Raw genomic sequence first — 26104 nt, forward strand, 5'->3', positions numbered from 1 at the left:
TTTACCTGCCCTTCTTCACGTGGCGGCTACGAACGATGAACTTGTCCGTTGCCTTGTTGCTGCGAGTCTTCTTGCCCTTGGTCGGCTTGCCCCAAGGCGTAACCGGGTGACGGCCACCAGAGGTACGGCCTTCACCACCACCATGCGGGTGATCGATCGGGTTCATGGCCACGCCGCGGGTGACGGGCTTGCGACCCAGCCAACGCGACCGGCCGGCCTTGCCGAGCGAGGTGTTGGAGTGGTCCTGGTTGGAAACCGCGCCAACGGTTGCAAGGCAAGTGCCATGCACGCGGCGCTGTTCACCCGAGTTCAGGCGCAGGATCGCCCAACCCTGGTCGCGACCAACATACTGGGCATAAGCACCAGCCGAGCGAGCGACCTGACCCCCCTTGCGGGGCTTAAGCTCAATGTTGTGCACGATCGTGCCAACGGGCATACGCTCGAGCGGCATTGCATTGCCGGGCTTCACGTCGGCGCCGTTCATCGAAGAGATGACCTTGTCACCAGCCGACAAACGCTGCGGCGCAATGATATAAGCCTTCTCGCCGTCTTCGTAGATCACCAGGGCGATCCAGGCGGTGCGGTTGGGATCGTATTCCAGCCGCTCGACAGTGCCGACCGAGTCGAACTTGACGCGCTTAAAGTCAACCAGACGATAGGTCCGCTTGTGACCGCCGCCACGGTGGAACGCAGTGATGCGTCCACGGTTGTTACGGCCACCCTTTTTGGACAAACCCTCGGTCAAGGTCTTGACCGGAGCGCCCTTCCAGAGTTCCGAACGATCGGTCGTGATCAGCTGACGACGGCCTTCGGAGGTGGGATTGTAAGTTTTTAGAGCCATTTTTGTCTCTGTCCCTTAGAGGCCGGTCGAAATATCGATCGACTGGCCGTCGACGAGGGTCACGATGGCCTTCTTGACGTCGTTACGAACGCCGATCTTGCCGCGGAAACGCTTCACCTTGCCCTTGCGGACGAGGGTGTTAACTGCCTTGACCTTGACCTGGAAGAGCTGCTCGACGGCAGCCTTAATCTCGGTCTTGCTGGCATCGATTGCCACATCGAAAACAACCTGGTTGTTTTCCGAAGCCATGGTCGACTTTTCAGTCACCACTGGATTGCGGACGATGTCGTAAGCGCTAAGCTTGTTCATGCGAACCTCGCTTCCAGCGCTTCGAGCGCTGCCTTGGTCAGGACGAGCTTTTCACGCTTGAGGATCGAAACAACGTTGATCCCCTGCACCGGCAGCACGTCGATGTGCGGAATGTTGCGGGCGGCCAGAGCGAAGTTCTGGTCCACAGCCGCACCATCGATGATCAGCGCATTGGACCAGGCCAAGTTGCCGAACACGGTGCGAAGCGCCGCAGTCTTGGGAGCAGCAGTCGCAACGCTATCCAGGACGATCAGATCGCCTGCCTTAGCCTTGGCCGACAAAGCATGCTTGAGTGCCAGGGCGCGGACCTTCTTGGGAAGATCGATCGCATGGCTGCGCGGGGTCGGACCGAATGCACGGCCACCACCACGGAACTGGGGAGCCTTGCGATCGCCGTGACGGGCGCCGCCCGAACCCTTCTGCTTCACGAACTTCTTGCCCGTGCGCACGCCTTCCGAACGATGCTTGACATCGTGCGTGCCGGCCATGGCCTTGAGCTGCTGGTAGCGAACCATGCGGTGCAGGATGTCCTGCCGCACTTCGAGGCCGAACACGTCGTCAGCAAGCGTAACGCTGCCGTTCGACTGGCCATCAAGAGTGGTTACCTGGAGTTCCATTTATACTGCCTCCCCCGCAACATCAGCGGCGGGCTTGAACGAACCGGGGAAAGCCGCATCCTTGGGAGCAGGCTTCTTGACGGCGTCCTTGATCATGATCCAAGCGCCCTTGGCGCCGGGGACCGAACCCTGGATCATGATCAAACCGCGCTCGACATCGGTCTTGACGACCTTGAGGTTCTGCGTGGTGATGCGACGATCGCCCATATGGCCCGGCATCTTCTTGTTTTTGAAGGTCTTGCCCGGGTCCTGACGGCCACCGGTCGAACCGATCGAACGGTGCGACACAGACACACCGTGGGTCGCGCGCAGACCACCAAAGTTCCAGCGCTTCATACCGCCGGCAAAACCCTTACCAATCGAGGTGCCGGTGACATCCACCAGCTGGCCTTCGACAAAGTGGTCAGCCTGCAGCTGCGCGCCGACCTCGATGAGGTTGGCCTCATCAACGCGGAACTCAGCGACGTGGCGCTTTGGCTCGACCTTGGCAACGGCGAACTGGCCGCGTTCTGCCTTGGTCGTATTCTTGGCTTTCGCCTGCCCAGCACCGAGCTGCAACGCCACATAGCCGTCTTTTTCCGCGGTCCGCTGACCTACCACCTGGCAGTTCTGCAGCTCAAGCACCGTGACCGGCACATGCGCGCCGTCATCGGTGAAAATGCGGGTCATGCCCAGCTTCTGTGCGATCAATCCAGAACGCATCGGTTTAAACCTTTTCAAACTGGCGCTGTGCCGGGTCATTGTTTCCCAAGAGGACCCTGTTGGCGGCAAGCGCGAAAATTATGTCACTTAGAGCTTGATTTCGACGTCCACACCGGCGGCGAGGTCGAGCTTCATCAGTGCATCAACCGTCTGGGGAGTCGGATCCACGATGTCGAGAAGACGCTTGTGGGTCCGGATCTCGAACTGCTCGCGCGACTTCTTGTCGATGTGCGGCGAGCGGTTGACGGTGAACTTCTCGATCCGCGTCGGCAGCGGAATTGGGCCGCGTACCTGCGCGCCCGTACGCTTGGCCGTATTGACGATCTCGCGGGTCGAGCTATCGAGCACACGATGGTCAAAGGCCTTGAGCCTGATGCGAATATTTTGACCGTTCATCTTGTGAATCCTGACAGAAATGGACGCGGCGCGCGTCAATCCGCGCGCCGCGAATAAACAGTCGCTCTTACTTAAGGATCTTGGCGACCACGCCGGCGCCGACGGTGCGGCCACCTTCACGGATAGCGAAGCGGAGCTTCTCTTCCATGGCGATCGGAACGATCAGCTGAACGTTCATGTTGATGTTGTCGCCAGGCATAACCATTTCCGTGCCTTCCGGCAGGGTCACGATACCGGTCACGTCGGTGGTCCGGAAGTAGAACTGCGGACGGTAGTTACCGAAGAACGGGGTGTGACGGCCGCCTTCTTCCTTGGTGAGGATATAGGCCTCAGCAACGAAGTCGGTGTGTGGGGTCACGGAACCGGGCTTGCACAGAACCTGACCACGCTCCACCTGGGTGCGGTCGATACCACGGATCAGCGCGCCGATGTTGTCGCCAGCCTGGCCCGAGTCGAGCAGCTTGCGGAACATTTCGACACCGGTAACGGTGGTCTTCTGGGTTGCCTTGATGCCGACGATTTCGACTTCTTCGCCAACCTTGACGATGCCGCGTTCAACGCGACCGGTCACCACAGTACCACGACCCGAGATCGAGAACACGTCTTCGATCGGCATCAGGAACGGCTGGTCAACAGGACGCTCTGGCTGCGGGATGTACTCGTCAACGGTCTTCATCAGCGCCAGAACGGCGTCGTGACCAAGAGCCTTGTCCGAGTCCTCGAGAGCGGCCAAGGCCGAACCCTTGGTGATCGGGATATCATCGCCGGGGAATTCGTACGAGCTCAGGAGCTCGCGGACTTCCAGCTCAACCAGCTCAAGCAGTTCCGGATCGTCGACCATGTCGCACTTGTTCAGGAACACCACGAGAGCAGGCACGCCAACCTGACGGGCCAGCAAGATGTGCTCGCGAGTCTGGGGCATTGGGCCGTCAGCAGCCGACACGACCAGGATCGCGCCGTCCATCTGGGCTGCGCCGGTGATCATGTTCTTCACATAGTCGGCGTGGCCGGGGCAGTCCACGTGAGCGTAGTGCCGATTGGCAGTCTCATACTCAACGTGAGCGGTGTTGATGGTGATGCCACGGGCCTTTTCTTCGGGCGCCGCGTCGATCTGGTCGTACGCCTTGAAGGTCGCGCCACCGGTTTCGGCCAGAACCTTGGTGATGGCTGCGGTCAGCGAGGTCTTGCCATGGTCAACGTGACCGATGGTGCCGATGTTGCAGTGAGGCTTATTGCGGGAAAACTTTTCCTTGCCCATTGCTTCTCTCCGTATCGGTTAGCCCTGCGGCCAACCTAGTTTCAGTTTCTTGTTTAGGCGTACTTGGCCTGGACTTCGTCAGCGACTGCCTGTGGCACTTGCTCGTAGTGGTCGAACGTCATCGTATATTGTGCACGACCCTGGCTCATGGAGCGCAGCGAGTTCACATAGCCGAACATGTTCGCGAGCGGCACATAGGCATTCACCACCTGAAGGACACCACGACTCTCGGTTCCATGAATTTGGCCCCGACGGGAGTTCAGGTCGCCGATGACGTCGCCCATGTAATCTTCCGGCGTGACAACTTCAACCTTCATGATGGGCTCCAGGATTTTTGGAGCCGCTTTACGAAGACCTTCGTTGAAACCAGCACGACCGGCGATTTCGAATGCCAGCACCGAGGAGTCAACATCGTGGTAGGCGCCTTCGGTCAGCGTCACCTTGACGTCCACGATCGGGAACCCGATCAACGGACCAGCAGCCATCACCGACTTCACGCCCTTTTCGACGCCCGGGATGTATTCCTTGGGCACCGAGCCACCAACAACGGCGTTGACGAACTCAAGACCCTTGCCGACTTCACCTGGCTCAACCGTCAGCTTGACACGAGCGAACTGGCCCGAACCACCCGACTGCTTCTTGTGGGTATAGTCCACATCGGCCTTGCGGGTGATGGTCTCACGATAAGCCACCTGAGGCTGACCGATATTGGCTTCCACCTTGAACTCGCGACGCATGCGATCAACGAGAATGTCGAGGTGCAACTCGCCCATGCCCGAGATGATGGTCTGACCCGATTCTTCGTCAGTCTTGACGCGGAACGACGGATCCTCGGCAGCAAGACGATTGAGCGCAAGACCCATCTTTTCCTGGTCGGCCTTCGACTTCGGTTCAACCGAGATATCGATAACCGGCTCGGGGAAGATCATGCGTTCAAGGATAACCGGAGCATTCTGCGCGCAAAGCGTATCGCCCGTGGTCGTGTCCTTGAGGCCAACGATAGCGACGATGTCGCCAGCGAAGGCTTCGGTGATCTGCTCGCGGCTGTTGGCGTGCATCTGGAACATACGGCCGACGCGTTCGCGCTTTTCCTTGACCGTGTTTTCCAGCATTGCGCCCTGCTCGATGTGACCCGAGTAGATGCGGCAGAAGGTCAACGAACCCATATGCGGATCGTTGGCAATCTTGAAAGCCAGCATCGAGAGCGGCTCATTGTCGTCGGCGTGACGCTCGATCGGTGCCTCCGTACGGGCATCGATACCCTGGATGGCTGGAACGTCAGCAGGCGACGGCAGGTAGTCGATCACGCCGTCCAGCAGAGGCTGCACGCCCTTGTTCTTGAAGGCGGAGCCCGCAAAGATCAGGAAGAACTTCGCATCGATGACACCGCGACGGAGCAGCCGGCGGATCGTATCGTTGTTCGGCACTTCGCCGTTCAGATACGCTTCCATGGCGTCGTCGTCGAGTTCAACCGCGGCTTCGATCAGCGCTTCGCGATACTTCTCGGCTTTGTCCTTGAGGTCTTCGGGGATCTCAACAACGTCCCACTGGGCCCCAAGCTCTTCGTTGCGCCAGACCAGAGCGTTCATCTCGATCAGGTCGACAACGCCCTTGAACTCATTCTCAGCGCCGATCGGCAGCTGCACCGGAACGCCCTTGGCACCAAGACGCGAACCGACCATCTCGACGCAGCGATAAAAATCGGCGCCGATCTTGTCCATCTTGTTCACGAAGATCAGACGGGGAACCCGGTACTTGTCGGCCTGACGCCAAACGGTCTCAGTCTGTGGCTCAACACCAGCATTGGCGTCCAGCAGGGCAACGGCACCGTCGAGCACACGCAGCGAACGCTCAACTTCAATGGTGAAGTCAACGTGGCCGGGGGTGTCGATGATGTTGAAGCGGTGCTGGGTACCGTTCCGATCTTTCCAGAACGTGGTCGTGGCAGCAGACGTGATCGTAATGCCGCGTTCCTGCTCTTGCTCCATCCAGTCCATGGTCGCGGCGCCGTCGTGGACTTCGCCGATCTTATGGGACTTGCCGGTGTAGTACAGAATGCGCTCAGTCGTAGTCGTCTTGCCAGCATCGATGTGCGCCATGATGCCGAAGTTACGATAGAGCGGAATTGGATATTCGCGTGCCATAGGGCGCTCCTACTACCAGCGGTAGTGCGAGAAGGCACGGTTGGCGTCAGCCATACGGTGCGTATCTTCGCGTTTCTTGACGGCCTGACCACGCCCGTTCACAGCATCCATGAGCTCGCCAGAAAGGCGCTCACGCATGGTGTTCTCACCGCGCTTGCGGGCCGAGTCGATCAGCCAGCGAATGGCAAGAGCCTGCTGACGGTCGGCACGGACTTCGACGGGAACCTGGTAGGTTGCACCGCCAACACGGCGCGAACGAACTTCGACAGCCGGACGGATGTTGTCGAGCGCGGTATGGAAAACCGTGATCGGGTCCTGCTTGATCTTGGCTTCGACGATGTCGAACGCACCATAAACGATGGACTCGGCAGCGGACTTCTTGCCGTCCTTCATCAGGGAGTTCATGAACTTGGTTACGACGAGATCACCGAACTTGGGATCAGGGATAACGTCACGCTTTTCTGCGCGGTGGCGACGGGACATGACTCTCTCCTTACTTCGGACGCTTCGCGCCGTACTTCGAACGACGCTGCTTGCGGTCCTTCACGCTCTGGGTGTCAAGGACACCGCGGAGCACGTGGTAACGAACACCCGGAAGATCGCGAACACGACCGCCACGGATCAGCACAACCGAGTGCTCCTGGAGGTTGTGGCCTTCGCCCGGAATGTACGAGATCACCTCGCGGGAGTTGGTCAGGCGCACCTTGGCGACCTTGCGAAGGGCCGAGTTCGGCTTCTTCGGAGTGGTCGTATAGACACGGGAGCACACGCCGCGCTTCTGCGGATTGGCTTCCATTGCGGGAACCTTGTTCCGCTTGGGCTTGCTGGCGCGTGGTTTGCGGATCAGCTGATTAATGGTCGGCATTGAGCTCTTTCCATCGTCCAAATTCATTTCGATCGTGACAAGCAAACCAAAATAGCGCTCACCTGACCCCCTAAGGGGTATGGCGGCGCCTCAATTGCAGCGGACCACGCGCCATCAAAGGCGGCAGTCATGCGCACAAGGATTTACTTCGTCTATCTACCCACAGTGTGTTTGAGTGTCCTGGATGCCCGCGCTAGGTGGCAGGTACCCGAAGCGACAATCACGACCGACCGCTAAGGTATGGGCTGTTTAGAGGCGGAGAGTCGTTCCGTCAAGGATTCTTTCGGGATTTTGCGCATTGGAGGCATGCGTCAAATATTCAGTATGTTGGCATTTGCGACCTTCATGGCGGTTCAACCATGCTTCTCCTTTCGGGCGCCACGCCCTTCCTCCAAAGCAGTGAAAGTGTAGTGTTCGATCGAGCAACAGCCCCTTGGCTGTCAGCCCACCATGGAGGTTTTAATGAGAGTTATAGCAAAGACTGCCGGCGCATTCATGGTGCTCGCCTTTACCGGCATTGCCACAGGGCAAGAGGCGATTACCGGGGCCAATGTGGATGCGGTTCGAGCGGCAGCAACCGAGTACGGTACAGCAGTCCTCTCGGCTCAGCCCAACGGGGATCCACTGATCAATGGCAAGATCGGAGAAGTCGGCTATCAGATCTTGTTCCGCAACTGCACGGACAATGCCGACTGTGAGGACATCAACTTCTTTCTTGGCTTTGTTGATGTGAAGCCAACGCTGGAGGTGATCAACGAGTGGAATGCATCCAAGCGTTTTAGCCGGGCCTACCTCGACCAGGACAAGGACGCGTGTGTCGAGATGGACATCGATCTGGTCGAAGGGGTGAGCCCGGCCTACCTCAATTCGCAAATAGCAATCTGGACCATGGTGGTCGAGCAATTCGCAGATCACGTCGGTTACACGGCGCCGTCCTAGGCCCTTAGACCGCTGCCCTCGCCTCGTTCGCCATCGTTGAACCGCCACTGCGGGAGCGAGATGTGCAGCTGGCATAAAGAAAGGGGGCCTTGCGGCCCCCTCCCCTAAATCGCAGTAGCTGGTCTTACTCGGCTGCTGTTGGCGCCGGGATCTGGACGGTCGACGCCTGGCGACGGCGCTCCTCGAGGATAAGGTCGTCGCGCTTGGCGGCGATCATCCGTGCAGAGGAGATACCCGCGCCGGTGCCGGCTGGGATCAGACGGCCCACGATCACGTTCTCCTTGAGACCCTCGAGCAAATCGGCCTTGCCGGAAACCGCTGCTTCCGTGAGAACGCGGGTGGTTTCCTGGAACGAGGCTGCCGACACGAACGAGCGGGTCTGGAGCGACGCCTTGGTGATGCCGAGCAGGACCGGGTTGGCGGTTGCCGGCTTCTTGCCTTCGCTGACCAGCTGGTCGTTGAGTTCGTCGAAATCCAGCTTGTCGAGCTGCTCGTCCTTGAGCAGGCCGGACTCACCGGGATCCACGATCTCAACCTTCTGCAGCATTTGGCGAACAATCACCTCGATGTGCTTGTCGTTGATCAGCACGCCCTGCAGTCGATAGACCTCCTGGATTTCATTGACGAGGTAACGAGCAAGCTCTTCCACGCCCTTGATGGCTAGGATGTCATGCGGCGCCGGGTTGCCGTCGAGGATGTACTCACCCTTTTCGATGGCGTCGCCTTCCTGAAGGTGGAAGGGCTTGCCCTTGGGGATCAGGTACTCGACGGGCTCTGCACCTTCCTCATGCGGCTCGATGATGACGCGACGCTTGTTCTTGTAGTCGCGACCGAACCGGACGGTACCATCGATCTCGGCGATGATGGCGTGGTCCTTCGGACGACGAGCTTCGAACAGTTCGGCCACACGCGGCAGACCGCCGGTGATGTCCTTGGTCTTGGCCGATTCCAGCGGAATACGGGCCAGCACGTCACCGGGCGCAACCTTCTCGCCGGGTTCAACCGCAATGACGGCATCAACCGAGAGCAGGTAACGAGCGTCGCCGCCACGTTCCACCTTCTGCACCACACCGCCTCGGGCAATGGCAATCGCAGGCTTGAGGCCCTCGCCACGCTGGTTGGTGCGCCAGTCGATGACAACGCGCTTGGTGAAGCCGGTGGCTTCGTCGGTGTTTTCCGCAACCGAGGCACCATCGACGAGATCTTCGAACACGACCTCGCCTTCAACTTCGGCAAGCACTGGACGGGTGTAGGGATCCCATTCAGCCAAACGCTGACCACGCCGCACCGTGTCGCCTTCAGCCACGAGGAGCTTGGAGCCGTAAGTCACCTTATGGGTAGCCCGCTCCTTACCGTCGGCATCGAGGATGGCCAGCGACACGTTACGCGACATCACCACATGGCGACCGCCCTCGATCTTGGCGAGGTTCGGATTACGAACGGCAATCGTGCCTTCCGCGCCTGCCTCAAGGAAGGAGGAGTCGACCACCTGCGCCGTGCCACCAATGTGGAACGTACGCATGGTGAGCTGGGTACCGGGTTCACCAATGGACTGAGCAGCAATAACGCCAACAGCCTCACCCATGTTTACCGGCGTACCACGGGCCAAGTCACGACCATAGCAGGCCGCGCAGGTACCCTGACGCATGTCGCAGGTCAGCGGGGAGCGAATCCGGATCGACTGGATGCGCGCTTCCTCGATGATGTCGATATGCTTTTCTTCCAGCAGCGTACCCTTGGTGGCGATCAGATCACCGGACAGCGGATGGAAGATGTCGTCGGCAGCGGTACGACCAAGTACCCGCTGGCCGATGGAAGCCACGATCTGGCCGGCATCGACAATCGGCTCCATGGTCAGGCCACGCTCGGTGCCGCAATCGTTTGACACGATGATCGCGTCCTGCGCCACGTCCACCAGGCGACGGGTGAGATAGCCCGAGTTCGCGGTCTTCAACGCCGTATCCGCCAGACCCTTACGGGCACCGTGGGTGGAGTTGAAGTATTCGAGAACGTTGAGGCCTTCCTTGAAGTTAGCCGTGATCGGGGTCTCGATGATCGAGCCATCGGGACGGGCCATAAGACCACGCATGCCGGCCAACTGCTTCATCTGCGCTGGTGAACCACGCGCGCCTGAGTGGCTCATCATGTAAACGGAGTTGATGGGCTTTTGGCGGCCGGTTTCTTCGTCGATTTGGACGGTGCGGATGGCTTCCATCATCTTTTCGGCCACGGCGTCGCCGCATTTGGCCCAGGCGTCAACGACCTTGTTGTACTTCTCGCCCTGAGTAATCAGGCCGTCATTGTACTGCTGCTCGAACTCTTCGACTTGCTTACGGGCAGCTTCCACGATCGTGTACTTGGACGCCGGGATCACCATGTCGTCCTTGCCGAACGAGATGCCAGCGTCGCAGGCGTTCTTGAAGCCGAGCTGCATGACGCGGTCACAGAAGATCACGGTCTCCTTCTGACCGCAGCCACGGTAAACCGTGTCGATCATCTTGGAGATCATCTTCTTGGTCATCAGCTGGTTGGCCGTCGAGAACGGCACCGCCGGGTTCTTGGGCAGGATCTGCCCAATCAGCATGCGGCCAGGCGTAGTTTCCACGATCTCGGTGGTCTTGTTACCCGCTTCATCGAAGCTGGTGACACGGCCTTTGATCTTGGTGTGGAGGGTCACGACCTTGTTGTCGAGGGCATGCTCGAGCTCGGCATAAGAGCCGAACACCATGCCTTCACCCGGCTCCTTCTCGTTCATCAACGAGAGGTAGTATAGGCCCAGCACGATATCCTGCGAGGGCACAATGATCGGCTGACCATTGGCGGGGTGCAGAATGTTGTTGGTCGACATCATCAGCACGCGCGCTTCCAGCTGCGCTTCGAGCGACAGCGGAACGTGCACGGCCATCTGGTCACCGTCGAAGTCGGCGTTGAAAGCCGAGCAAACGAGCGGATGCAGACGGATGGCCTTGCCTTCGATCAGAATGGGCTCGAAAGCCTGGATGCCAAGACGGTGGAGCGTGGGCGCGCGGTTCAGCAGAACCGGGTGCTCGCGGATCACTTCGTCAAGGATATCCCAGACTTCGGGCTTTTCCTTCTCAACCAGCTTCTTGGCCTGCTTGACCGTCGAGGAGAAACCCTTGGCCTCAAGGCGCGAGTAGATGAAGGGCTTGAAGAGCTCAAGCGCCATCTTCTTGGGCAGGCCGCACTGGTGCAGCTTGAGGTTGGGACCAACGGTGATGACCGAGCGGCCGGAATAGTCGACGCGCTTGCCGAGCAGGTTCTGGCGGAACCGGCCCTGCTTGCCCTTGAGCATATCGGACAAGGACTTGAGCGGACGCTTGTTGGCACCGGTGATGGTGCGGCCACGGCGGCCGTTGTCGAACAGCGCGTCCACAGCTTCCTGCAGCATGCGCTTTTCGTTGCGGATGATGATGTCGGGCGCACGCAGCTCGATCAGGCGCTTCAACCGGTTGTTGCGGTTGATGACGCGACGATAAAGATCGTTCAGATCGGACGTGGCGAAACGGCCGCCATCCAGCGGCACCAGCGGGCGCAGCTCGGGCGGAATCACCGGGATGACGGTCATGATCATCCATTCGGGCTTGTTGCCCGAAACGATGAACTGCTCGACGATCTTGAGGCGCTTGGCCAGCTTCTTGGGCTTCAGCTCAGTGGTCGACTCGGCAATTTCGACGCGCAGGTCAGCGGCGATCTTTTCGAGGTCGAGGGCGAGCAGAATGTCGCGGATGGCTTCAGCGCCGATCTTGGCGGTGAAGCTGTCGGCACCGTATTCGTCCTGAGCGTCCAGGAACTGCTCTTCGGTCAGCAGCTCGTGCTGGGTGAAGGGGCTGAGGCCCGGATCGAGAATAACGTAGTTCTCGAAGTAAAGAATGCGCTCGATGTCCTTGAGCGTCATATCGAGCAAGAGCGCGATACGGGACGGCAAAGACTTCAGGAACCAGATGTGAGCAACGGGCGCGGCCAATTCAATATGGCCCATGCGCTCGCGACGCACGCGGCTGAGGGTCACCTCAACACCGCACTTTTCGCAGATGACGCCCTTGAACTTCATGCGCTTGTACTTGCCGCACAAGCATTCGTAGTCCTTCACAGGGCCAAAGATGCGCGCGCAGAAAAGACCGTCGCGTTCAGGCTTGAACGTACGATAGTTGATGGTCTCGGGCTTCTTGATCTCGCCGTAGGACCAGCTCAGGATCTTCTCGGGCGAAGCGATGGAGATCTTCATCTGATCGAAGGTCTGCACCGGGACAGCCGGATTAAACGGGTCCATGACGTGGGAATGATGGTTCATTCAAACTCTCCTCTACCCGCCCAGGCCGTGGTTTCGCCACAGACCTGAACGGATGATGAACGGGATGGGGAAGTGCCGGATTATTCCGCCGCTTCCTGAGGAGGTGCGAGCTCCGCTTCGGCCTGACCGAGGTCGCCGCCGAGGTCGCGCATGTCGAGTTCGACATTGAGACCGAGCGAACGGATTTCCTTGACCAGAACGTTGAAGCTCTCGGGGATGCCCGGCTCGAACGTATCGTCGCCGCGCACAATGGATTCATAGACCTTGGTACGACCGGTAACGTCGTCCGACTTGATGGTGAGCATTTCCTGGAGCGTGTAAGCCGCGCCATAGGCTTCGAGAGCCCACACTTCCATCTCGCCGAAACGCTGTCCGCCGAACTGTGCCTTGCCGCCCAGCGGCTGCTGGGTAACCAGGGAGTACGGGCCGATCGAACGGGCGTGGATCTTGTTGTCCACCAGGTGGTCGAGCTTGAGCATATAGATATACCCAACCGTCACCTGCCGATCGAACTGCTCGCCCGAGCGACCGTCGAACACGGTGGACTGACCCGAGCCCTTGAGCCCTGCCCGCTCCAGCATCTCAACGATGTCGGCTTCCTTGGCGCCATCAAACACCGGGGTCGCGATCGACACGCCCTTCGAGAGGTGTTCGCCGAGGCGGATCAGACCGTCGTCATCGAGATCGGTGATGGATTCATCGCCGGCAAACAGCGCACCCACTTCCGCACGCAGCGGCTTGAGGTCACCCTTTTGCTGATAGATGCGCACCATCTCGTCGATCTTCTTGCCCATGCCGGCGCAAGCCCAGCCCAGGTGAGTCTCGAGGATCTGACCCACATTCATGCGCGAAGGCACGCCGAGCGGGTTGAGCACGATATCCACCGAAGTGCCGTCTTCGAGATAAGGCATGTCTTCGATGGGCACGATGCGCGACACCACACCCTTGTTGCCGTGACGGCCGGCCATCTTGTCGCCTGGCTGGATCTTGCGCTTGGTCGCGATGAAGACCTTGACCATCTTCATCACGCCCGGAGGCAGTTCGTCACCGCGCTGCAGCTTGTCCACCTTGTCGATGAAGCGCTGCTCGAGCAGACGACGGCTTTCCTCGTACTGGGCGTGCAAGGCTTCCATCTCGGTCATGACCTTGTCGTCATCAACCGCGAACTGCCACCACTTGGAGCGGGGCTGGGCCTCGAACATCTGGTCATTGAGGCGGGTGCCGACGACATAGCCCTTCGGGCCAGCAGTGGCAGCCTTGCCAAACAGCATTTCCTTGAGACGCGCATAAACGTTGCGGTCCAGGATCGACTGTTCGTCATCACGGTCCTTGGCCAGACGCTCGATTTCCTCGCGCTCGATGGCCATGGCGCGCTCGTCCTTGTCGATGCCGTGGCGATTGAACACGCGCACTTCAACAACAGTACCAGCATCGCCGGGCGGAACGCGGAGCGAGGTATCGCGAACGTCGGAAGCCTTTTCACCAAAGATGGCCCGGAGGAGCTTTTCTTCCGGCGTCATCGGCGACTCGCCCTTGGGCGTGATCTTGCCCACGAGAATGTCGCCCGGCATCACTTCGGCACCGATATGGACGATACCGGCTTCGTCGAGGTTCTTGAGCGCTTCTTCCGACACGTTCGGAATGTCGCGCGTGATTTCCTCAGGACCAAGCTTGGTGTCGCGGGCCATAACTTCATATTCCTCGATGTGGATCGAGGTGAAGACGTCCTGCATCGCGATCTTCTCGCTCAGCAGAATGGAGTCTTCGAAGTTGTAGCCGTTCCAGGGCATGAACGCGACGAGCACGTTGCGGCCCAGAGCCAGATCGCCCAGTTCAGTCGAGGGACCATCGGCGATGATGTCGCCCTGGTTCACATGGTCGCCGACGACCACCAGCGGACGCTGGTTGATGCAGGTGGACTGGTTGGAGCGCTGGAACTTCATCAGGTTGTAGATGTCGACGCCAGTCTTGCTCGCATCGGTTTCTTCGGTCGCCCGAATAACGATACGGGTCGCGTCCACCTGATCGACGATGCCCTTGCGCTTGGCCACGATGGCGGCGCCGGAGTCACGGGCAACCACAGCTTCCATGCCGGTGCCGACAAACGGCGCTTCAGCGCGCAGCAGCGGCACAGCCTGACGCTGCATGTTGGAGCCCATCAGAGCACGGTTGGCGTCGTCGTTCTCGAGGAACGGGATCAGCGAGGCGGCAACCGACACCATCTGCTTTGGGGAAACGTCCATCAGATCGACGTTTTCCTTGGGCGTCAGGCCGTTGTCGCCAGCATGGCGGGCAACCACCAGGTCATGCTCAAGCTCGCCGCTTTCAGTGAAAGTGACGTTGGCCTGGGCGACATAGTGCTTGGCCTCTTCCATGGCGGACAGATAGACCACGTCGTCGGTCAGCTTGCCGTCGACGATCTTGCGGTACGGGGTTTCGATGAAGCCGTATTTGTTGACGCGCGCAAAGGTCGAGAGCGAGTTGATCAGACCGATATTGGGACCTTCAGGGGTCTCAATCGGGCAGATACGACCATAGTGGGTCGGGTGCACGTCGCGCACTTCAAAGCCAGCACGCTCACGGGTGAGACCACCAGGCCCAAGAGCCGACAGGCGGCGCTTATGGGTGATTTCCGAAAGCGGATTGGTCTGATCCATGAACTGGCTGAGCTGGGAAGAACCGAAGAACTCGCGCACGGCGGCGGCCGCCGGCTTGGCGTTGATCAGATCCTGGGGCATGACCGTGTCGATTTCGACCGAGCTCATGCGCTCCTTGATGGCGCGCTCCATGCGGAGCAGACCAAGACGATAGGAGTTTTCCATCAGCTCGCCGACCGAGCGCACGCGGCGATTGCCGAGATTGTCGATGTCGTCGATTTCGCCACGGCCGTCGCGCAGATCCACGAGGGTGCGCACGACTTCAACGATGTCTTCCTTGCGCAGGGTGCGCATGGTGTCGGGAGCGTCGAGCTCAAGGCGCATGTTCATCTTGACGCGGCCCACGGCGGACAGGTCATAGCGCTCGCTATCAAAGAACAGCGACTTGAACATGGCTTCGGCGGTATCAACGGTCGGCGGTTCGCCGGGACGCATCACGCGATAGATGTCGAACAGCGCGTCTTCACGCGACTCGTTCTTGTCGATCGCAAGCGTGTTGCGCAGGTAAGCGCCCACATTGATGTGGTCGATATCGAGCAGCGGCAGCTCATCGAAACCGAGGTCAACCAGGGTGGCGAGCACCTTCTCGTCCAGCTCGTCGCCAGCTTCGGCATAGATCTCGCCGGTCTGGAGATTGACCAGATCCTCGGCCAGATACATGCCGTAGAGATCGGCATCGGTGGCCAGCAAATGGGTCAAACCATTCTCGGCAAGCTTCTTGGCCTGACGTGCGGACAGCTTCTTGCCGCCTTCATGGACGACGTCGCCGGTCTTAGCGTCGATCAGGTCATGGCTAGGCTTGGCACCCTTCCACTTCTCGGCGTCGTAAGGAACCTGCCAACCGCTCGCGGTCTTTTCGTACTGGAGCGTGGTGTAATAGGTCGCGAGGATTTCCTCGGCATCCATGCCGAGCGCCTTGAGCAGCGAGGTCACCGGGATCTTGCGACGCCGATCGATACGCGCATAGACGATGTCCTTGGCGTCAAATTCCAGATCGAGCCAGGAGCCGCGATAGGGAATGATGCGGCCTGCGAACAGGAGCTTGCCCGAGGAGTGGGTCTTGCCCTTGTCGTGATCAAAGAACACGCCAGGCGAACGGTGCATCTGGGAAACGATGACGCGCTCGGTACCGTTGACGATGAAGGTGCCGTTGGAGGTCATGAAGGGCATGTCGCCCATATAGACGTCCTGCTCCTTGATATCCTTGACCGAGCGGGCGCCGGTTTCCTCGTCCACTTCAAACACGATCAGCCGCAGCGTCACCTTGAGCGGGGCAGCGAAAGTGATATCGCGCGCACGGCACTCGTCGATGTCGTATTTGGGCTGCTCGAATTCGTATTTCACAAATTCGAGAGAAGCGGTGTTGGAAAAGTCGGTGATGGGGAACACCGAACGAAATACGGATTGAAGCCCTTCATCGGGACGGCCGCCTTCGGGCTCGTCTACGAGAAGAAACTGATCATAGGAGGCCTTCTGGACCTCGATCAGGTTGGGCATCTCCGTGACTTCGCGAATGGAACCGAAGGACTTGCGTACCTTGCGGCGGCCGTTGAACGTGGTAGCCATGAAAGCTCCTGTTTCTCTGCGATTGTCTCGGAGGCACCTAGCCAAAGCCCCGACTATCAGCCGTCGGGGATCGGGATATGTGCCCTTGTGGGGTCTAGTCGTTTAGGCTCAGCGATGGCTCAAGGCCCTGCCCCAGCCATGGGAAGGGAAGACATGAAACGTCAAACAACCCCATGGCCAATAACCATGAGGTTTCGGGACGTCAGCGTGCCTCAGACATCGAAATCGTCATATGTTCCGCAAATTGGCGCCAGGACCTATCCAACCGGTCCGGCGATTCGTTTCCAAGCTGAAACGATAAAGCGAAATGGCACATAGCGCGCCATTTCGCAAATTGCAAGGGGTAAAAGCGAACTTACTTGAGTTCGACCTTGGCGCCGGCAGCTTCCAGCTTCTTCTGTATGTCTTCGGCTTCAGCCTTGGTAGCGCCTTCCTTGATGGCCTTGGGAGCCGATTCAACGAGTGCCTTGGCTTCGCCCAGGCCCAGGCCGGTGATGGCGCGGACTTCCTTGATGACGTTGATCTTGTTCTCGCCGAAGGAGGCGAGGATCACGTCAAATTCGGTCTTTTCTTCAGCAGCAGGAGCGGCAGCGCCGCCGCCAGCAGCGGCAACAGCAACAGGAGCTGCAGCCGAAACGCCCCACTTTTCTTCAAGCATCTTGGACAGCTCGGAAGCTTCCAGAACGGTCAGGGCAGACAGGTCGTCTACGATCTTGGCGAGATCAGCCATTTGATAAATCTCTTCTTTTCAGGTGTTCAGTTCAAACCGGTTCCCGAGGGAACCATGGGGGTTACGCTGCTTCGTTGCTCTTTTCCGCGTGAGCGGCCAACACGCGCGCGATACCACCAGCCGGAGCGACGATGACCGAAGCGATACGGGTCGCGGGCTGCTTGAGCATCCCGGCGAGCGTGGCGCGCAGTTCATCGAGCGACGGCATGGTCGACAAGGCCTTGACGCTGTTTGCGTCGAGAGCGGTCTTGCCCATGACGCCACCAAGAACGACGTATTTCGCGTTCTTGTCGGCAAATTTCTGCGCCAGCTTGGGCGCAGTCATGGGGTCTTCCGCATAGGCGATGACGATCGGACCGGTAAACAGGTCCGAGATGTCGGCGTGGTCGGTGTCTTTAAGAGCAAGCTTGGCAAGACGGTTTTTTGCGATCTTCACATAGCCACCGGCACCCTTCACCTCACGGCGAAGCGATTCCAGATTGGCCACGGTCAGACCGGCATTCTGCGCGAGGACGATCGACCCAGCGCCCGAGAGGGCTGACTGAAGCGATGCGACAAGCTCACGCTTTTCCGCTCTTTCCACTGCTAGTCTCCACATTAAGCCCGACAAGAAACAATGCCGGGCCATTGCCAATTGCTGCCCTCCGATCTCCCGAAGGAGGAGAGGAGCAACGGTTACATGCCTGTCAACCGTGCTGCCCGGATGGGCAACTGGCCTGGTTCGAACCTTGAACACCCCGGCCCTTGCGGGCCAGAAATTCCTGGTCTTCACCCCATCTATGCTGGCGTCGGTGGACATTAAGCTGACCCAGATCGATCAGCACCGGCAGTCTCGGACAGGACTTACGCACCCGACAGGCGAACCAATCGGGTGCGGTCCGGGCGGCGAACCGCCCGAATTTCGTTTTAGAGCGCGGAAGCCGGCTCTACGTGCACGCCGGGGCCCATGGTCGAGGACACGGCAACGCGCTTGACATAGGTGCCCTTGGCACCGGCGGGCTTGCTCTTCTGCACGGCGTCGGTGAACGCCTTGATGTTCTGCAGGAGGGCTTCGTCCGAGAACGAAACCTTGCCAACGCCAGCATGCAGGATACCGGCCTTTTCGACGCGGTATTCAACAGCGCCGCCCTTGGCAGCCTTGACGGCGCCAGCGACGTCCATGGTCACGGTGCCGACCTTGGGGTTCGGCATCAGGTTGCGTGGCCCGAGGATCTTACCGAGACGACCAACGATGGGCATCATGTCAGGGGTGGCAATGCAGCGATCGAAATCGATCTTGCCGCCCTGGATCTGCTCCATCAGGTCTTCGGCGCCAACAATGTCGGCACCAGCAGCGGTGGCTTCATCAGCCTTGGCGCCACGGGCGAACACGGCGACGCGCACGGTCTTGCCGGTACCATTGGGCAGGCTCACAACGCCGCGGACCATCTGGTCGGCGTGGCGGGGATCAACACCCAGATTGATGGCAACTTCGATGGTTTCGTCGAACTTGGCGGTGGCGCGTTCCTTGACCATCTTGATGGCCTCATCAAGCTTGTAGAGCTTGTTGCGGTCGATGCCTTCGCGTGCCTTGACGGTCTTCTTACCGATATGTGCCATCTATCAACCCTCGACCTGGATGCCCATGGAACGGGCGGAGCCGGCGATCATCGACACAGCAGCGTCGACATTGTCGGCATTGAGATCCTTCATCTTCTTTTCTGCGATTTCGCGCAGCTGAGCCTGCGTGATGGTGCCAGCCGATTCCTTGCCCGGAAGCTTGGAGCCGGACTTGAGGTTGACGGCCTTCTTGATGAAGTAGGTCACCGGGGGAGACTTCATCTCGAAGGTGAAGCTCTTGTCGGCATAGGCAGTGATCACGACTGGAATGGGCGAACCCTTTTCCATTTCCTGCGTGGCGGCATTGAACGCCTTGCAGAATTCCATGATGTTCAGACCGCGCTGACCCAGTGCTGGGCCAATCGGCGGGGAAGGTGTTGCGGAACCCGCAGGCACCTGCAGCTTGACATAGCCAGTGATTTTCTTTGCCATGATCGTCCTTTGATGTTGCCTCCGCTGTCAGCGGAGCGTTTGACGCTGTGGTGCGAAGCTTGATCGGCCGCCTGGCAGCAACCGCCCTCTTCCACAGATTTCGCCGGATCGCTCCGGCAGTATCCGGCTTGCGCCGGAATGGGGATGCCGCGGATCAGCGCGGCAAAATCGATCAGACCTTTTCGACCTGACCGTATTCGAGTTCCACCGGAGTGGGGCGCCCGAAGATGGACACCTCGACCTTGAGGCGCGAACGCTCCTCGTCGACTTCCTCCACCACGCCATTGAAGCTGGCGAAGGGGCCATCCGACACGCGGACATTCTCGCCCACTTCGAAGGACACGGACGGCTTGGGATGATCCACGCCTTCCTGCACCTGCTGCAGGATCGCCATGGCCTCCTTTTCCGAGATCGGCATCGGCTTGTTGTCCGAACCGAGGAAACCGGTGACCTTGGGGGTATTCTTGATGAGGTGGAAGGCCTCGTCGGTCATATCCATCTTCACCAGCACATAGCCGGGGAAGAACTTGCGCTCGGCATCGACCTTGCGGCCACGACGGATCTCCGTGACCTTTTCGGTCGGCACGATCACGTCCTCGAACAAATGCTCGAGCTTCTTTTGCGCAACCTTCTGGCGAATGTCTTCCGCCACCTTGCGCTCAAAGTTCGAATACGCCTGAACGATATACCAGCGCTTGGCCATGCCGCCTCGTCGCTCCCTAGTGGTTATTCGCCGACCGCTTTAGCGGATCGACAGCATCAGCGATACCAGCCACGAAATCAGCTGGTCGGCCAACAGGAAAAACAGACTGGCCAACATAACCAGCACAAGTACCATGATCGTAGAGATCATCACCTCGTTGCGGCCGGGCCAAGTCACCTTGCTGACTTCGGTTCGAACCTGCTGGAGGAAGGTGATCGGGTTCGTACGCGCCATCAGCGAATCATCTCTTTGGTGTTTTGGTGCAAAACCAAAGGCCGCGCAGGACACCCGCACGGCTGGAAGCTGCTATCTAGAGAAATCAGACGCGGATTGCAACAGCCCCTGCCCGATTTGTTGGACCGCACTGGGCCCGAACAGCTTACCTGCCGCAGTCTACATCCACCGAGCTAGGCCGGGAAGTTGAGTTGCAGTGTCACACTGATCTGCTTTGATGCGATCGGGCGGTTGGCCGGTGGAGGACGGGTCGATGAGCTTTGAGATCAAGGCCTGTGACATCCTGTATTTCGAGCCGCACCGCATCATCAAGGGCCGCACGGTCGGGGTGATCCGGGTAAAGGTGCGCGAAACCTTCATGGGCGCGGTTTCCGAGTTCTCGCTGGACCTGAAATGCCGGGCAGATATCGGGCGCGCCCAGGCCGCGGAAATCCGCACTGCACTGCTTGCCCACGCCGCCCATCAGCTCAACCGGATCAAGGCCCGGCACGAGCAGATGGAGGCGGACGAACTCGCGGCGAGCGAAGCAATGGCGGCTGCTACCGCGGAGCCTGGTGGCCGGGCTCAAGGCCGACTGCGCTGAAGCCTCATAACGGCCACGGCCAATCCAAACTCCCCTGCAGCGCCGATGCAAATTTCCGTGTGGCTGAATGTCGGCTATGCGCCTTTGTGGGCGTCCTGATTGCGACGGATATGAGGAGTTACAGGCATGAGAAAGCTCATCGTAGGTGCATTTGCCAGCCTTGACGGCGTGATGCAGGCCCCCGGCGGCCCAAGCGAAGATCCCACGGGTGGCTTTCAATATGGTGGTTGGGGTGTCCCTTATTTCGACGAAGCGGTGGGGCAATTCATGGATGCCGGGTTTGCCGAGCCCTATGATCTGCTGCTCGGGCGCAAGACCTACGAAATATTTGCTGCGCACTGGCCGCATATGCCGGCGGATGATCCGATTGCCACGGCCTTCAACACGGTGACGAAATATGTCGCGACCCGATCCGACCAGGAGTTTGGGTGGATCAATACCACTCCGCTGCGCGGTGAGGTGGTGGAGCCCCTAAGGCGCCTCAAGGCGGAGGACGGCCCCAATCTGCTGACGCAGGGCAGCACGGTGCTGGTGCAAACGCTGCTGGCCCATGACCTTGTGGATCAACTTCGCCTCCTGAGCTTTCCCGTGCTGCTGGGCCCGGGCAAGCGGCTGTTCGGGCACGGCACCAAGCCGCGGGCCCTTAAACTCGTCAGCAACAGCGTCTCGGCGAGCGGGGTCAGCATGAGCGTTTATGAGCGCGCGGGAGAGGTTTCAACCGGATCCTTTGCCTTGGCCGAGCCCACGGCGGCAGAACAAGCTCGGCAGGAGCGGATGGCCCGGGAAGGATAGTGTCTGCGTGCACAGGTGCCGGGGGCCGGTGCCCCCGCCCCTACCCTCCTTATCAGGAAATGGGCGAGGGCTGGTGGCACTGCGGCAGGGGTTGCTGGTGCAGCTGATCGGCCTGAGGAGCCTCGCGGGGTTTCATTCCCGCTGATATGGCCTAGATTAAGGGGTGAGTTTTTCTGCCGCGCTTGCGCGGATACGAATGGAGCCAAACCATGCTGTTGCGATCCGCCCTCATTGCCGCCGTGTTGCTCGTACCCGTCAGCGGAGCAATGGCCGCTTGCCCGCCCGGCACCCGCAGCGTGCAGGAAACCAATAACCGCATCGTGTGCATCCAGCAGGAACTGGCCGAGGAAACCGCCGCACGTGCCAATGAACGGCAGCTGAAGGATTTGCAGACCGACTGGCGGCAGAACCAGCTGGAACAGCGCTTCAAGGAGCTGCCCCGTTTCAGCCCCGTTCCCAAGTGGAACGAATAGCTCCCAAGCGGTAGAGCCGGCGAGAGGTCGCCATCCGCTTCTTGCCTTGCGCATCACCAAACCGGCCAGGCAACAAAAAGCCCGCTCACCGAGCGGGCTGGCAGCGATCAATGGTGGAAGTGCCTGGCAGGGGCTGGGGGACTCGAACCCACGACCCTCGGTTTTGGAGACCGATGCTCTACCAACTGAGCTAAACCCCTTCAGGCGAGCTATCCACTAATGGCAAAGCGCGCGGTGTGCAAGAGGTTCGCGACGCTCATCCCCAAAGATGGGGCACAAGCGGGATCGCCACAAGGATGGTGCCGAGCAGCCCCAGCGCATAACTGATCGAGCGCCAGGGGCTGAGCGCGCGCATATAGCACAAGAGATGTGCGACTCGCGCAGCGAGGAACAATGTCGCGCCCAGCAGGGACAGCCAGCCCTGCTCCCCCAGCACAATCGAGAGCACGGCCAGAGTGAGAAAAGCCGGCAGGTTTTCCTGCAGATTGGCGAGGGCGCGGCGTGAGCGGGCTAGTTCGGGCGTGGGTTCGGGCAGATTGTCGCGCGCGCCCATTTGCGCCTCGGGCCCGACCTGCTTGGCCAGGAGAACGCCGGGAAGCTGGGACTGCACAAAGAGGAGCAGCAGCACAAGAAAGATGATCAACAGCATGGCAAGGGGCGACTCCGGTTAAGGCGCGCAGTGTGGCCCAGTGCCACGGGCTTGAGAACCGCTAAACGCCGGGGCGGCAAACAAGGTGCGCGAGGCACGAGGGGGCATTTACAAGCGTGGCGCCTCCGGGGATAACTAACGCGCGAGTGAATGGAAGCCGTGGGAAGCAACCTGAACCGGAGGGACGGACGTGTCCCCGAAAGGATATCGATGCGCCTAGTGCTTGCCCTTGTTATGCTCGCCGTTTCTCCCAGCCTTGCCTTTGCCCATAGCGGGCCCGAACACGCCCTCGGCTTTGTGCACGGATTCGAGCATCCCGTTGGTGGGCTCGATCATCTGCTGGCGATGGTGGCGGTTGGGGTGTTCGCCTTTGTGTTGGGCGGCCGCGCGCTTTGGGCGGTGCCGCTGAGCTTTGTGGCAATGATGATTGTTGGCTTTGGCGCTGGGGTCGCCGGGGTGCCGGTGCCGTTTGTGGAACTGGGGATTGCCGTTTCGAGCGTGCTGATCGGGGGCGCCGCGGCGCTGGGGCGGCCGATGCCGGTCGCGGCGGCAATGGGCCTCGTGGGGGTCTTCGCGCTGTTCCATGGCCACGCGCACGGGGCGGAAATGCCCGGCGGCGCCAATGGGCTGGACTATGTCGCCGGATTCACGCTGGCGACCGCGAGCCTGCATTTTGCGGGGATGGCGGCGAGCTTGACGGTGGCGCGGCTCGCCGGGCGGTTTGGCGCCGGTGCGGCGCGCGTGGCGGGCGGCGGTTTTGCCCTGGCGGGCCTTGGCGCGATCGCGGGCTGGATCTAGGCGGCAGCAAAGCAGTTCCAAGCCCGCACGGCCGTGATCTCCTCCTCGCTCATGGGCTGGTAGCGCCGCGACAAGCGTTCGGTCATGGCTGACGCGATGGTGTCGGGCAAAATATCAAGCCCCGGTGGGAAGTATCGGCCGAGATCGAAGCGGACGGGGGGCACCTGCGCAACCGCCTCGGCCATGCTGGGCAGGTAGAGGCTCTCCGGCACCCGGTCCTGCAGCCATTTGAACGAGGATGCGAGGTAAACCGGCCTGACCTGGCAGAGCTTGGCGATATAGGGATTGTCGAAGCGGGCGATGTCCATCGCTTCGAACTGGGGAATGGAGATCGCGGTTTCGCGCTTCAGGGCCTCGTAAAGCAGGCGCTTGCGGTAGCATTTGAGACAGCGCCCGCAGGGCCCGCCATTTGGCCCCATGATGCAGAACGAGACCTGGTCGCCCAATCCATGCAGGGCAACTTCCTTGATGTTGAGATATTCGGGCAGCATGGTGGCGGCAGGCGCGATGCGCAGGCCAAGGGCGGCGAAGGCCCGGCCGATCGTGTCATGGCGATTGCCGGGCCTGAACTCGACATAGCGGCGGCCGTTTTCGTTGAACGAGCCTTCGAACACCGTGCCCGACAGGATGCAGTTGAGGCCGCGATCGGCTCCGGCCAGCAGCATGGGAATGGCATAGGTGGCCCAGGTGGTGACGCCGCGCGGGGACGCGATGTTTTCGGCATTGGTCCAGATATACTGGTCGCAGACGGGGGCGTCGTTGAGCCGGATGGCGTCGCGATCGGCGTAGAAGCGGTAGATGGGCAGGTGGAAGACGTTGTTGACGATGATGGCGCTAACGAGGTGGTAGCTGAACACTTCGGGCAGCAGCGTCTTGACCGCGACAGCATCAAAGCCGCCGCCCAAGGCGAGCCCGCAGGTGGCGAGGGTGATGGGCGAAGCATTCTCGGGGCGCGGCCCCGTTACGGTCGTGGTGACTTCGACCGGCTCGGGCCCGGCAGCGCCCCGTTTGTTGGCGTGAAGGAACTCGGGGATCACATCGGACACTGGGAAGGAAAAAGAGACCTTGTTGCCGATGAAAGGCAGGAAGAGCAGGCAGCAGGCCAGCGCCAGCCGATCGTAATCAAGGTTCTGGATATCGAGGCCGAAAGACACGCGGGTTTCGGTCAGCGTGAGCGGCGTTTTATCGCTCTGGACGCGGTTGCCGGTGCGCACATCGCCATGGGCGTCGACCAGCCCGGCGGTGATGGTGAACACCCCTGGCTCCTGGCGGAAGGTAAAATGCATCGGGGGTCCTCCACAGCCGGCAGGCGTCCGGGCCCAATATGGAGGATTGCCGGCGCCAATGCAGCCGCACCCGCGATGGGAGTTGCAACGGAGTTACGACGCGCTTGCAGCGCGTGCGGGTAATTTACTGACAATGTGAGGAATTTTGGAGCGGGTAGCGGGAATCGAACCCGCATATTCAGCTTGGAAGGCTGCTGCTCTACCACTGAGCTATACCCGCCCGCTTGGGGGCGAACCCGAGGCACAGAACTAGCGGGAGGCGCGGGCCAATGCAAGAGCGCGGGTGGGCCATCGCGCACTTTGCGGGGGATTGATGCGCAGCGAGGCCCCTGCCCGCTCAACCGGCCATTTGGGCGCGGGCGGCGAAGCGGTCATGGGCGCGCATGGAGGCGTCGCGCAGATCAAGACCCCAGCCGGTGAGCCAGCGCCTGACAGAGGCGAGGGCACGGTCGCGGCGGCGACCATAGCGGATGACGCGGGCATATTTGGCGGTGATTGCAGTGTGCGGGCCGTAGAGAAGCGCATATTCGGCGGCATTGTCGAACTGGTCACGGCCCTTGTTGGCGAGGAGGGTTTCGACCGCAACGCCATTGGCAAAGATCACCTGATGCTCGGCCAATTCGATGTTGAACAGCTCGAGGGTGGGGGAATGATCCCAGGGCTCTTCCGTAATGGTGGTGCCGTTGATGAGTTGATAGGCGGGGATCAGCACGCCGTCGAGAAAGAGGCTGTGTTCGCGCGAGACCAGCAGGTCGCGACCGGGGACATTTCGGGCCATGGCCGAGCGGCGGATGCGAACCGGCCGCATCGTGAGCGACCAGCCGGCGGCGGGACGATGGCGCAGGCTGCGCCCGATCCATTTGACGGGCTGGGTGCCGGAAGCGGTTTGCACGAGATCGCCGATCCGCAGGGTTTCGACGGCAACAGTGCCCTTGGCGGTCCCGATGCGCGTGCCGGGGAGGAAGCAGGAGACGGCGTCAGTGTCGGCGGCGCCACCGCCAACCACCGAGCGGGAACGGGCACTGCGCCGGTGCCCGCCCGACCCGCAAGCTGCGAGCGAGCCGGCAAGGAGCGTAGCGGTGAAAGTGCGGGTTGCCTTGGCGAGAAACTCACGTCTGCCGATGCCAGGAAGATCCATGCTGCTGCCTACTCTCGTAACTACAGAACACTGTATAGAGGAGCAGAATCACGCACAGTTAAACTTTTGAGTAAGCTGGAC

The 26104-nt window shown here is 60.3% G+C and carries 25 protein-coding genes and 2 tRNA genes; 5 read left to right on the top strand and 22 right to left on the bottom strand.

The annotated features are described in order from the left end of the window. Nucleotide 1: 1 nt before the first annotated feature. From rplB to rpsL, 9 genes are all read right to left on the bottom strand, one after another. Nucleotides 2-841, bottom strand: coding sequence for a 50S ribosomal protein L2 (rplB, locus tag AC3YMN_RS10900; RefSeq protein WP_127752907.1), 840 nt, complete (start codon nucleotides 839-841; stop codon nucleotides 2-4). 15 nt (nucleotides 842-856) lie between these two features. After that, a complete protein-coding gene (locus AC3YMN_RS10905; protein WP_127752906.1) occupies nucleotides 857-1150 on the bottom strand; it encodes a 50S ribosomal protein L23 in 294 nt (97 codons plus the stop codon). Then, nucleotides 1147-1767 (bottom strand): 50S ribosomal protein L4, encoded by a 621-nt coding sequence (gene rplD, locus AC3YMN_RS10910; protein ID WP_489890008.1) that lies wholly within the window; start codon nucleotides 1765-1767, stop codon nucleotides 1147-1149. The genes AC3YMN_RS10905 and rplD overlap by 4 nt, the downstream gene beginning before the upstream one ends. After that, nucleotides 1768-2469, bottom strand: coding sequence for a 50S ribosomal protein L3 (gene rplC, locus AC3YMN_RS10915; RefSeq protein WP_127755207.1), 702 nt, complete (start codon nucleotides 2467-2469; stop codon nucleotides 1768-1770). An 87-nt stretch (nucleotides 2470-2556) separates the two neighbouring features. Beyond that, the gene (gene rpsJ / locus AC3YMN_RS10920) at nucleotides 2557-2865 is read right to left on the bottom strand and encodes a 30S ribosomal protein S10 (RefSeq protein ID WP_072338649.1); all 309 of its coding nucleotides are present in this window, start codon (nucleotides 2863-2865) and stop codon (nucleotides 2557-2559) included. Between the two features lie 67 nt (nucleotides 2866-2932). Further along, on the bottom strand, nucleotides 2933-4123 hold the full coding sequence (tuf, locus tag AC3YMN_RS10925) for an elongation factor Tu (protein ID WP_127752904.1): 1191 nt from the start codon (nucleotides 4121-4123) through the stop codon (nucleotides 2933-2935). A gap of 53 nt (nucleotides 4124-4176) precedes the next feature. Continuing rightward, nucleotides 4177-6267, bottom strand: coding sequence for an elongation factor G (gene fusA, locus AC3YMN_RS10930; RefSeq protein ID WP_127752903.1), 2091 nt, complete (start codon nucleotides 6265-6267; stop codon nucleotides 4177-4179). Nucleotides 6268-6279: 12 nt separating this feature from the next. Beyond that, nucleotides 6280-6750, bottom strand: a complete 471-nt coding sequence (rpsG, locus tag AC3YMN_RS10935; RefSeq protein ID WP_127752902.1) for a 30S ribosomal protein S7 — start codon at nucleotides 6748-6750, stop codon at nucleotides 6280-6282. 10 nt (nucleotides 6751-6760) lie between these two features. Further along, complete coding sequence (rpsL, locus tag AC3YMN_RS10940; RefSeq protein WP_046136734.1) at nucleotides 6761-7132, bottom strand: 30S ribosomal protein S12; 372 nt, start codon at nucleotides 7130-7132, stop codon at nucleotides 6761-6763. Between the two features lie 462 nt (nucleotides 7133-7594). Between rpsL and AC3YMN_RS10945 the strand changes: the two genes are divergently transcribed. Continuing rightward, nucleotides 7595-8071 carry a YbjN domain-containing protein gene (locus AC3YMN_RS10945; RefSeq protein WP_489890009.1) on the top strand — a complete coding sequence of 159 codons (477 nt, stop codon included), beginning with the start codon at nucleotides 7595-7597 and terminating at the stop codon, nucleotides 8069-8071. 124 nt (nucleotides 8072-8195) lie between these two features. On the opposite strand, the gene rpoC is transcribed toward AC3YMN_RS10945, so the two are convergent. The 8 genes from rpoC to secE form a co-directional block, all read right to left on the bottom strand. Then, on the bottom strand, nucleotides 8196-12383 hold the full coding sequence (gene rpoC / locus AC3YMN_RS10950) for a DNA-directed RNA polymerase subunit beta' (protein WP_127752900.1): 4188 nt from the start codon (nucleotides 12381-12383) through the stop codon (nucleotides 8196-8198). Between the two features lie 80 nt (nucleotides 12384-12463). Then, a complete protein-coding gene (gene rpoB, locus AC3YMN_RS10955) occupies nucleotides 12464-16606 on the bottom strand; it encodes a DNA-directed RNA polymerase subunit beta (RefSeq protein WP_127752899.1) in 4143 nt (1380 codons plus the stop codon). Between the two features lie 355 nt (nucleotides 16607-16961). Next, the gene (gene rplL / locus AC3YMN_RS10960) at nucleotides 16962-17336 is read right to left on the bottom strand and encodes a 50S ribosomal protein L7/L12 (protein ID WP_127752898.1); all 375 of its coding nucleotides are present in this window, start codon (nucleotides 17334-17336) and stop codon (nucleotides 16962-16964) included. 61 nt (nucleotides 17337-17397) lie between these two features. Next, nucleotides 17398-17919, bottom strand: coding sequence for a 50S ribosomal protein L10 (rplJ, locus tag AC3YMN_RS10965; protein ID WP_127752897.1), 522 nt, complete (start codon nucleotides 17917-17919; stop codon nucleotides 17398-17400). Between the two features lie 323 nt (nucleotides 17920-18242). Then, entirely contained in the window at nucleotides 18243-18935 is a 693-nt protein-coding gene (gene rplA / locus AC3YMN_RS10970; protein ID WP_127752896.1) for a 50S ribosomal protein L1, read from the bottom strand. Nucleotides 18936-18938: 3 nt separating this feature from the next. Next, nucleotides 18939-19367, bottom strand: a complete 429-nt coding sequence (gene rplK / locus AC3YMN_RS10975; protein ID WP_127752895.1) for a 50S ribosomal protein L11 — start codon at nucleotides 19365-19367, stop codon at nucleotides 18939-18941. 172 nt (nucleotides 19368-19539) lie between these two features. Then, nucleotides 19540-20070: a transcription termination/antitermination protein NusG gene (gene nusG, locus AC3YMN_RS10980; protein ID WP_127752894.1), complete on the bottom strand. Its 531-nt coding sequence runs from the start codon at nucleotides 20068-20070 to the stop codon at nucleotides 19540-19542. Nucleotides 20071-20109: 39 nt separating this feature from the next. Then, complete coding sequence (secE, locus tag AC3YMN_RS10985) at nucleotides 20110-20307, bottom strand: preprotein translocase subunit SecE (protein WP_164854949.1); 198 nt, start codon at nucleotides 20305-20307, stop codon at nucleotides 20110-20112. A 250-nt stretch (nucleotides 20308-20557) separates the two neighbouring features. Here secE and AC3YMN_RS10990 point away from each other — a divergent pair, with 250 nt between their 5' ends. From AC3YMN_RS10990 to AC3YMN_RS11000, 3 genes are all read left to right on the top strand, one after another. Then, nucleotides 20558-20887 (top strand): hypothetical protein, encoded by a 330-nt coding sequence (locus tag AC3YMN_RS10990; protein ID WP_489890010.1) that lies wholly within the window; start codon nucleotides 20558-20560, stop codon nucleotides 20885-20887. Between the two features lie 126 nt (nucleotides 20888-21013). After that, nucleotides 21014-21679, top strand: coding sequence for a dihydrofolate reductase family protein (locus AC3YMN_RS10995; protein WP_489890011.1), 666 nt, complete (start codon nucleotides 21014-21016; stop codon nucleotides 21677-21679). Between the two features lie 209 nt (nucleotides 21680-21888). Beyond that, the gene (locus tag AC3YMN_RS11000; protein WP_127752890.1) at nucleotides 21889-22152 is read left to right on the top strand and encodes a hypothetical protein; all 264 of its coding nucleotides are present in this window, start codon (nucleotides 21889-21891) and stop codon (nucleotides 22150-22152) included. Between the two features lie 124 nt (nucleotides 22153-22276). Here AC3YMN_RS11000 and AC3YMN_RS11005 read toward each other — a convergent pair. Together AC3YMN_RS11005 and AC3YMN_RS11010 are read right to left on the bottom strand one after the other, a co-directional pair. Next, a tRNA-Trp gene (locus AC3YMN_RS11005) sits at nucleotides 22277-22352 on the bottom strand. A 56-nt stretch (nucleotides 22353-22408) separates the two neighbouring features. Further along, on the bottom strand, nucleotides 22409-22801 hold the full coding sequence (locus AC3YMN_RS11010) for an MAPEG family protein (RefSeq protein WP_489890012.1): 393 nt from the start codon (nucleotides 22799-22801) through the stop codon (nucleotides 22409-22411). A gap of 210 nt (nucleotides 22802-23011) precedes the next feature. Here AC3YMN_RS11010 and AC3YMN_RS11015 point away from each other — a divergent pair, with 210 nt between their 5' ends. Then, the gene (locus tag AC3YMN_RS11015) at nucleotides 23012-23599 is read left to right on the top strand and encodes a HupE/UreJ family protein (RefSeq protein WP_489890013.1); all 588 of its coding nucleotides are present in this window, start codon (nucleotides 23012-23014) and stop codon (nucleotides 23597-23599) included. On the opposite strand, the gene AC3YMN_RS11020 is transcribed toward AC3YMN_RS11015, so the two are convergent. The 3 genes from AC3YMN_RS11020 to AC3YMN_RS11030 form a co-directional block, all read right to left on the bottom strand. Further along, nucleotides 23596-24885: a DUF6395 domain-containing protein gene (locus tag AC3YMN_RS11020; protein WP_489890014.1), complete on the bottom strand. Its 1290-nt coding sequence runs from the start codon at nucleotides 24883-24885 to the stop codon at nucleotides 23596-23598. The genes AC3YMN_RS11015 and AC3YMN_RS11020 overlap by 4 nt on opposite strands. A gap of 146 nt (nucleotides 24886-25031) precedes the next feature. Further along, nucleotides 25032-25105: transfer RNA gene (locus tag AC3YMN_RS11025), tRNA-Gly, on the bottom strand. A 117-nt stretch (nucleotides 25106-25222) separates the two neighbouring features. Then, entirely contained in the window at nucleotides 25223-26023 is an 801-nt protein-coding gene (locus AC3YMN_RS11030; RefSeq protein ID WP_489890015.1) for a Hint domain-containing protein, read from the bottom strand. Between the last annotated feature and the right edge of the window lie 81 nt (nucleotides 26024-26104).

It is taken from the genome of Devosia sp. Z11_6 (assembly GCF_058133665.1).

Excerpts from the sequence above, each read along its gene's own strand:
- rplD (WP_489890008.1), bottom strand. The coding sequence starts at position 1,767 with ATGGAACTCCAGGTAACCACTCTTGATGGCCAGTCGAACGGCAGCGTT.
- nusG (WP_127752894.1), bottom strand. The coding sequence starts at position 20,070 with ATGGCCAAGCGCTGGTATATCGTTCAGGCGTATTCGAACTTTGAGCGC.
- rpsG (WP_127752902.1), bottom strand. The coding sequence starts at position 6,750 with ATGTCCCGTCGCCACCGCGCAGAAAAGCGTGACGTTATCCCTGATCCC.
- rplC (WP_127755207.1), bottom strand. The coding sequence starts at position 2,469 with ATGCGTTCTGGATTGATCGCACAGAAGCTGGGCATGACCCGCATTTTC.
- AC3YMN_RS11010 (WP_489890012.1), bottom strand. The coding sequence starts at position 22,801 with ATGCTGTTGATCATCTTTCTTGTGCTGCTGCTCCTCTTTGTGCAGTCC.
- rpsJ (WP_072338649.1), bottom strand. The coding sequence starts at position 2,865 with ATGAACGGTCAAAATATTCGCATCAGGCTCAAGGCCTTTGACCATCGT.
- AC3YMN_RS11030 (WP_489890015.1), bottom strand. The coding sequence starts at position 26,023 with ATGGATCTTCCTGGCATCGGCAGACGTGAGTTTCTCGCCAAGGCAACC.
- rplA (WP_127752896.1), bottom strand. The coding sequence starts at position 18,935 with ATGGCACATATCGGTAAGAAGACCGTCAAGGCACGCGAAGGCATCGAC.
- rplL (WP_127752898.1), bottom strand. The coding sequence starts at position 17,336 with ATGGCTGATCTCGCCAAGATCGTAGACGACCTGTCTGCCCTGACCGTT.
- rpsL (WP_046136734.1), bottom strand. The coding sequence starts at position 7,132 with ATGCCGACCATTAATCAGCTGATCCGCAAACCACGCGCCAGCAAGCCC.
- AC3YMN_RS10995 (WP_489890011.1), top strand. The coding sequence starts at position 21,014 with ATGAGAAAGCTCATCGTAGGTGCATTTGCCAGCCTTGACGGCGTGATG.
- AC3YMN_RS10945 (WP_489890009.1), top strand. The coding sequence starts at position 7,595 with ATGAGAGTTATAGCAAAGACTGCCGGCGCATTCATGGTGCTCGCCTTT.
- rplK (WP_127752895.1), bottom strand. The coding sequence starts at position 19,367 with ATGGCAAAGAAAATCACTGGCTATGTCAAGCTGCAGGTGCCTGCGGGT.
- AC3YMN_RS10905 (WP_127752906.1), bottom strand. The coding sequence starts at position 1,150 with ATGAACAAGCTTAGCGCTTACGACATCGTCCGCAATCCAGTGGTGACT.
- AC3YMN_RS11015 (WP_489890013.1), top strand. The coding sequence starts at position 23,012 with ATGCGCCTAGTGCTTGCCCTTGTTATGCTCGCCGTTTCTCCCAGCCTT.
- fusA (WP_127752903.1), bottom strand. The coding sequence starts at position 6,267 with ATGGCACGCGAATATCCAATTCCGCTCTATCGTAACTTCGGCATCATG.
- rpoC (WP_127752900.1), bottom strand. The coding sequence starts at position 12,383 with ATGAACCATCATTCCCACGTCATGGACCCGTTTAATCCGGCTGTCCCG.
- AC3YMN_RS11000 (WP_127752890.1), top strand. The coding sequence starts at position 21,889 with ATGCTGTTGCGATCCGCCCTCATTGCCGCCGTGTTGCTCGTACCCGTC.
- rpoB (WP_127752899.1), bottom strand. The coding sequence starts at position 16,606 with ATGGCTACCACGTTCAACGGCCGCCGCAAGGTACGCAAGTCCTTCGGT.
- AC3YMN_RS11020 (WP_489890014.1), bottom strand. The coding sequence starts at position 24,885 with ATGCATTTTACCTTCCGCCAGGAGCCAGGGGTGTTCACCATCACCGCC.
- AC3YMN_RS10990 (WP_489890010.1), top strand. The coding sequence starts at position 20,558 with ATGAGCTTTGAGATCAAGGCCTGTGACATCCTGTATTTCGAGCCGCAC.
- tuf (WP_127752904.1), bottom strand. The coding sequence starts at position 4,123 with ATGGGCAAGGAAAAGTTTTCCCGCAATAAGCCTCACTGCAACATCGGC.
- rplB (WP_127752907.1), bottom strand. The coding sequence starts at position 841 with ATGGCTCTAAAAACTTACAATCCCACCTCCGAAGGCCGTCGTCAGCTG.